Below are 4,331 nucleotides of genomic sequence, written 5' to 3' on the forward strand. Positions count from 1 at the left end.
GCGTCCGGCTGTCGGATTTCACGCGTGCCGAGTGGCTGCAGTCTCCTTTCGGCAAGATGGTCATCGTCAAGCTGAGCGCGTTCCTTCTCGTGCTCCTGGTCAGCGCCGCTCACGACTTTGTCGTCGGTCCCCGCGCAACCAGAGCGATCGCTGAGGATCCGAACTCGCCGCGGGCTCGCACCGAACGGCGTCGCGCCGCTCTGCTCGGCCGATTCAACGTCCTCCTGGCTCTCGTACTGCTCGCCGCCGGCGTCATGCTGGTTCGAGGTGTCCCGTGGTGAACGAGCGCACCATCGCGGGGTACCTGCACGCCGATCACCAGCGCTTGCGCCGTCTGCTCCACCGCGCGATGGCGGTAACGGATCTCGATCTGGCGGCATTCGCCGACTTCCGGCGCGGACTGCTGCGCCATATCGGTATCGAGGAGAAGCTGCTCCTACCGGCGGCGCGCAGGGCCCGGGGCGGCACCCCACTCGACCGAGCGCGCGAGCTCCGCATCGATCACGCCGCGATCACGTCCCTGCTCGTAGGGACTCCTGATCTGGCATTGTGCCGGGAGCTTGCATCGCTCCTGTCGGTTCACGACGCGAAGGAGGAAGGCAGCGGCGGCGTCTACGAGGAGTGCGAACATCTGTTGAGCGACGACGAGGTCGCGCTTCTTGCGGAGCGGGCCGCCGCCTTTCCCGAGGTCAAGGTGACACTCCACTTCGACGGACCGAAGGTGCATCGCACGGTTGAGAGCGCCCTGGCGTCCGCCTGTCGCATGCGTACGTCGAAGAAGGCGGGGGGAGGCAAGGAGTGACGGAATCGTCCACCGGCAGGCCCCGCTTGGTTCTCGTGAGGCACCCCCACCAACCCAGACATCCCGAGCGGGTCTGCTGGGGATGTGACCGCTACTGCCCGGCAACGGACATGGCATGCAGCAAAGAACGTACGCTGCATCCTGTTGAGCTCTTCGGCGCAGGATGGCGCAAGAATGACGACGGTGAGTCCGGGGACCGCGACGACGCCAGGGAGGGTCTCGCCCAGCGACCCCGGGTTCACGACTCGAGCGGTTGGGAAAGCGCCGCGAAGAGTCGCCTCGGGCCGGTCTCCCGGAGCGGGCGAACGGCGGCGATGCTGGTCGTGCCCGGTTGCGCTTCGCCTTCCATTGAGGTTCCGGTCTCGATCGGCGAGAGTGTCAGCGGGCGCGGATGTCGCGGTGGAGCTCGGGCACGGGTCCGACCCGACGCTGGAGAGAAGTTGAACGAAAGGTGCCGGTCCCGATGAAACCAGAAGTCGTCAGAGCAACCATCAGCGGGGTCGTCGCGACAGCGACCCTGGGTGGCCTGATCCTCGTCGGCTCGCGCAACCTCGCTCACTTCGACGCGGCGCTCGTCGCCTATACCTTCTCCATCCTCTTCGCCACATTCGGGCTGACGTACAGGTACACGATGTGGCTCTCGCGTCCGCCCACGGCGATGTACTGGCGGCGGGGATGGCAGGCCTTCTTCCGCCGCGGGTGGCGGCTGCGAAACATCCGCTTCTGGTTCTCGCGCATGAGCCTCGACGTGCTGGCGAACCGCTTCATCTTTCGGCGGGACCGTCTGCGTGGGCTCACGCACATGCTCATCATGTGGGGCTGCCTCATCGCCGTCGCCATCACCTTCCCGCTGGTCTTCGGCTGGCTTCACTTCCGCCCCGTCACAGGTGATCTCTCCCTGTACGAGGCGGTCGTCTTCGGCTTCCCGGCGTTTCGGTTTCCCCATGACTCGGCCGTCGCGTTCTTCCTTTTCCACGGCCTCGTGTGGGCGTCCTTTCTCGTCATCGCGGGCGTGATGCTGGCCGTCCGCCGCCGCCTGCGCGAGGAAGGAGCAGGCGCGGTGCAGCGCTTCGCCGAAGACTTCATGCCGCTCATCCTGCTGTTCGCGGTGAGCCTGACGGGGCTCATGCTCACGGCGAGCTACACCTGGATGAAGGGATACGGATTCACGTTCATCTCGTTGCTGCACGCCCTGACGGTCATCGCCACCTTCATCTGGCTCCCCTTCGGGAAGTTCTTCCACATCTTCCAGCGCCCCGCGCAGCTCGGAGTCGGCTTCTACCAGGACATCGGCCGAGCCGAAGAGAAGGCGCACTGCCGCCGCTGTGGACACGCCTTCACCTCCCGGATGCACGCGATGGATCTGATCAAGGTGGAGCAGGAGCTCGGCTACCGGTACGAGATCGAGGGCAGCGACGCCGAGCATTACCAGTGGATCTGCCCGCCCTGCCGGCGCGCTTCGTTCGCCACCGCGCAGGCGTTGTTATGGCAAGGCAGCCGCGGCGGCGAGCTTGCGCGGTCGGCCGCGCGACCGCTTCCGATGCCCGTCCATGTCAACCGCGGCGTTGGCGAAGGGCCACTGGGCGACGATGACGCGGAGAACTTTCATCCATGAGCCGATCAACCGAACCCAACGGCACGCCCGTGCCGGCGCTCGACCTCGACACGATTCGAGAGTTCGGCCCGTTCAAGGCCTACGCGACGGACATCCGAGTGGACTCCGGCGTCGAGCCGGACAAGCTCGTGAAGACCCACTGCTGCTTCTGCGGCCAGCAGTGTGGGCTGCAGCTCAAGGTGAAAGACAACACCATCATCGGCATCGAGCCCTGGTACGAGTTCCCCTTCAACCAGGGCATGCTCTGCCCGAAGGGCGTCAAGCGATACCTCCAGCAGGGGCATCCTGATCGCCTGCTCAGCGCGTACCAAAAGGACCCGAAGGCGGCGTCCGGGTTTCGCAAGTTGCCGTACCAAGACGCGATCAACCGCGTGGCGCAAGCCATCGAGCGCATCCAGGGTGAGCATGGACGCGACGCCTTCGCCATCCTGTCGGGGGCCAGCCTCACGACGGAGAAGACGTACCTGATGGGGAAGTTCGCCCACATGTGCCTGCGGACCGCCAACATCGACTACAACGGCCGCCTCTGCATGGTGAGCGCCGCGGCGGGCAACAAGAAGGCCTTCGGCATCGATCGGGCGGCCAACCCCTGGAGCGACATCCTCGGGGCCGAGGTCATCCTGGTCACCGGCGCGAACGTCGCCGAGTGCGCCCCGATCACGACGAACTACATCTGGCAGGCGCGCGAGCACGGGGCCAAGGTCATCGTCATCGACCCGCGCATCACGCCCATCGCTCGGACCTGCGATCTGTTCCTGCCGATCAAGCCAGGACGGGATGCCGCGCTCTTCAGCGGCATCCTGCAGCTCATGATCGACAACGACTGGCTCGATCACGACTTCATCGACCAGCACACGGTGGGCTTCGACACGGTCGCCGAGCAGGTGCGCGAGTGGACGCCCCGCAAGACGGCCGAGGTGACGGGGATCGCCGAGAAGACGATCCGACAGGCGGCCGAGATGTGGGGCACGGCGAAGACGAGCTTCTTGATGCACGCCCGGGGCATCGAGCACCACAGCCACGGCGTCCAGAACGTCCTGAGCGCGATCAACATCGTGCTGGCATCCGGGCGGATCGGGCGGCCAGGCTGCGGGTACGCCACCATCACGGGGCAGGCGAACGGTCAGGGGGGCCGGGAGCACGGGCAGAAGTGCGACCAGCTCCCGGGCGGCCGAGATCTCGGCAACCCGGAGCATCGCGCGTACGTCGCGGGCGTCTGGGGCATGAGCCCCGATGACCTCCCGCAGCCGGGCGTCGATGCCTACGAGATCATGCGCAAGGCGGACTCGGGCGAGATCAAGGGGCTGCTGTCAATCTGCTTCAATCCGGTCGTCTCGCTGCCCGACAACAACTTCGTGCGGCGTGCCCTGAGCAAGCTGGACTTCTATGTCGCCATCGACTTCTTCATGAGCGAGACCGCGCGCTACGCCGACGTCGTTTTGCCCGGCTCGCTTCAAGAGGAGGATGAGGGCACTGTGACCCAGGTCGAAGGGCGGATCGTCAAGATCAACAGGGCGGTGGACCCTCCGGGGGAGGCCAGGCAAGACTGGCGAATCGTCCAGGACATCGCAAAGGCGCTCGGTCGCGAAGAGGGGCTCACGTTCGAGAGCCCCGGTGAGATGTTCGAGGAGCTTCGCCAGGCTTCGAAAGGCGGCGTCGCCGACTACTCTGGTGTCACCTACCAGCGGATCGAGGACAACTTCGGCGTCTTCTGGCCCTGCCCGAGTGAGACGCCCGCGGGGGTTCCTGCACCGGGCCCGCAGGGCACCCCGCGCTTGTTCGAGCCCGGATCCTGGAACCCGGTCGCCGCAGGATCGGGCCCCTTCTACTTCGCCGACGGCAAGGCGCGCTTCAACCCGACGCCTTACGAGGGCCCCGCCGAGGATGTGGACGCGGAGTACCCGACCATCCTGA

The 4,331-nt window shown here is 66.1% G+C and carries 5 protein-coding genes; all 5 read left to right on the forward strand.

The window, feature by feature from the left end:
* Window positions 1-281: hypothetical protein (locus KDH09_17815; protein ID MCB0221560.1), on the forward strand; the 281-nt coding region annotated here is incomplete at its 5' end.
* Window positions 275-802 (forward strand): hemerythrin domain-containing protein, encoded by a 528-nt coding sequence (locus KDH09_17820; GenBank protein MCB0221561.1) that lies wholly within the window; start codon window positions 275-277, stop codon window positions 800-802. The genes KDH09_17815 and KDH09_17820, both read left to right, overlap by 7 nt.
* Window positions 803-828: 26 nt before the next feature.
* Window positions 829-1,269 carry a DUF3079 domain-containing protein gene (locus KDH09_17825; protein ID MCB0221562.1) on the forward strand — a complete coding sequence of 147 codons (441 nt, stop codon included), beginning with the start codon at window positions 829-831 and terminating at the stop codon, window positions 1,267-1,269.
* Window positions 1,266-2,417 (forward strand): MFS transporter, encoded by a 1,152-nt coding sequence (locus KDH09_17830; protein ID MCB0221563.1) that lies wholly within the window; start codon window positions 1,266-1,268, stop codon window positions 2,415-2,417. The genes KDH09_17825 and KDH09_17830 overlap by 4 nt, the downstream gene beginning before the upstream one ends.
* Window positions 2,414-4,331: molybdopterin-dependent oxidoreductase (locus KDH09_17835; GenBank protein ID MCB0221564.1), on the forward strand; the 1,918-nt coding region annotated here is incomplete at its 3' end. The genes KDH09_17830 and KDH09_17835, both read left to right, overlap by 4 nt.

The organism is Chrysiogenia bacterium, from assembly GCA_020434085.1.
Classification (GTDB): domain Bacteria; phylum JAGRBM01; class JAGRBM01; order JAGRBM01; family JAGRBM01; genus JAGRBM01.

What these genes read in the sequence shown, in the direction of transcription:
- KDH09_17830 (MCB0221563.1), top strand. Translation starts at nt 1,266, where the DNA reads ATGAAACCAGAAGTCGTCAGAGCAACCATCAGCGGGGTCGTCGCGACA.